The organism is Pararcticibacter amylolyticus (genome assembly GCF_003130405.1).
Classification (GTDB): domain Bacteria; phylum Bacteroidota; class Bacteroidia; order Sphingobacteriales; family Sphingobacteriaceae; genus Arcticibacter; species Arcticibacter amylolyticus.
Window position 1 is genome coordinate 150,980 of sequence record NZ_QEAS01000007.1, and the last position, 1,513, is coordinate 152,492.

2 protein-coding genes are annotated in these 1,513 nt (G+C 43.1%); one reads left to right on the top strand and one right to left on the bottom strand.

What is annotated here, in order from left to right; genetic code table 11:
• Positions 1–67: 67 nt before the first annotated feature.
• Positions 68–811 carry a DeoR/GlpR family DNA-binding transcription regulator gene (locus tag DDR33_RS09970; protein WP_109415633.1) on the bottom strand — a complete coding sequence of 248 codons (744 nt, stop codon included), beginning with the start codon at positions 809–811 and terminating at the stop codon, positions 68–70.
• Between the two features lie 203 nt (positions 812–1,014).
• Here DDR33_RS09970 and DDR33_RS09975 point away from each other — a divergent pair, with 203 nt between their 5' ends.
• Positions 1,015–1,422, top strand: coding sequence for a c-type cytochrome (locus DDR33_RS09975; protein ID WP_109415634.1), 408 nt, complete (start codon positions 1,015–1,017; stop codon positions 1,420–1,422).
• Positions 1,423–1,513 lie beyond the last annotated feature (91 nt).

Here is a 1,513-nt window from a genome sequence, read left to right on the forward strand (position 1 = left end):
TGGTAGAGAGGGTTTTAATAACCGGTATCTTGCCCGGAGCCCTGTCAATTAACTCATAACCCATAACTCAAACCACCTTCACCGTTTTTGAATAGCCCTCCAGCAATTTATCGGATGGGTTTGCATCGGTCACCAGGTAATGTATGGAGTTGAGGTTGCATACTTTCATTTTTTGAACGGAATTGAGCTTTTCTGCGATGCTGACCATTGCGGTCTTCTGCGCTGCCCTTATCATAGCTTTCTTTACCTGTACAACTTCCCAGTCCGAGTCTGTGATGCCTTCCTCGAGAGAAATTCCGTTTGTGCCAAGAATACATAAATCAACCTTGATTTCAGAGAGCAGGCTAATGGTCAGCGCACCGGTATTGATGTGAGAATTTTTAGATAAATTCCCGCCAATGAGAATAACGTCTATCCCCGTACGTTCCGTCAGTTCAAGTGCAAACAGGGGGCTTACAGTGAACACCGTACATTCCATCGTATCAGGAATCATCCGTGCCAGTTCGATAAGTGAAGTTCCTCCACCTGCGAGCAATACCATGCCCGGCTGAATAAGTCCGATCACCTTTCTTGCAATTTCTCTTTTAGACTCTCTTGCATAGACATCGTTTTGCTGAAAGGGGTAATGAAATGATTTCGATAACGCCCCACCATAAACCTTCAGTACCTTGCCGCTTTCTGCAAGTTCGTTCAGGTCTCTCCTGATAGTATCTTCGGATACATTCAGTTCAATGCTGAGATCTGATGAAAGTACTTTATTATGCAGGTTGATCTGCTTGATAATATAGGACTGGCGTTCTTCTTTTAACATTCCTGTTAGTTTAAAGTTAATTCGTCTAAGATAAATTGTTTTTTAGATACATACTAAGTTAAATTTCAGAGCGACGGCTAATTAACTTAATTTAACAGAATCTGGACAAAGGAAAGCAAGATCCGGTATGGGAGCTTGTTTTACACAAATACGAACCATATCTGCCGCGATTTGTTAGAAGGGTAACACCAACTGACGAACGAATGCGCTTGTTTTTTTTTCTTTTGCTTTTAAGTTTATTTATATTTTCATGCGGACGTAACAAAAATGTTTCGTCTAAAGAAGCGAAAAATACTGCCCAAAAGGCTGTGATAGAGAAGGGCCGGGTTCTTTTTGAGAGAGAGGATTGTAGCGGCTGTCACGCTGAACGGGACGCGATCATAGGCCCTTCATTTCGCCAGCTGGCGGGAGAATATGCAGCTACAGACGCAAATATCTCGCACCTGGCAAATATGGCCATCATAGGCGTAAAGCCGGAACAGGGAATCTGGGGATCACGTGAGATGACTCCCCATCCTCATCTTAAACAAGAAGACGCCGAAGCTATCATCCGGTATATGCTCTCATTTCCTGCCGATCCGAAGAAACCCTTTTTACATAATACGAAATAGGGGAGAGGGAGTTAAAAGCTGAGAGTTTAAAGTTTAAAGTCGAAGAGGGCATTGAAGCTAATTGCCAACTACCAAAAGCCGTTAGCCAAGT

What these genes read in the sequence shown, in the direction of transcription:
- DDR33_RS09970 (WP_109415633.1), bottom strand. Translation starts at nt 811, where the DNA reads ATGTTAAAAGAAGAACGCCAGTCCTATATTATCAAGCAGATCAACCTG.
- DDR33_RS09975 (WP_109415634.1), top strand. Translation starts at nt 1,015, where the DNA reads ATGCGCTTGTTTTTTTTTCTTTTGCTTTTAAGTTTATTTATATTTTCA.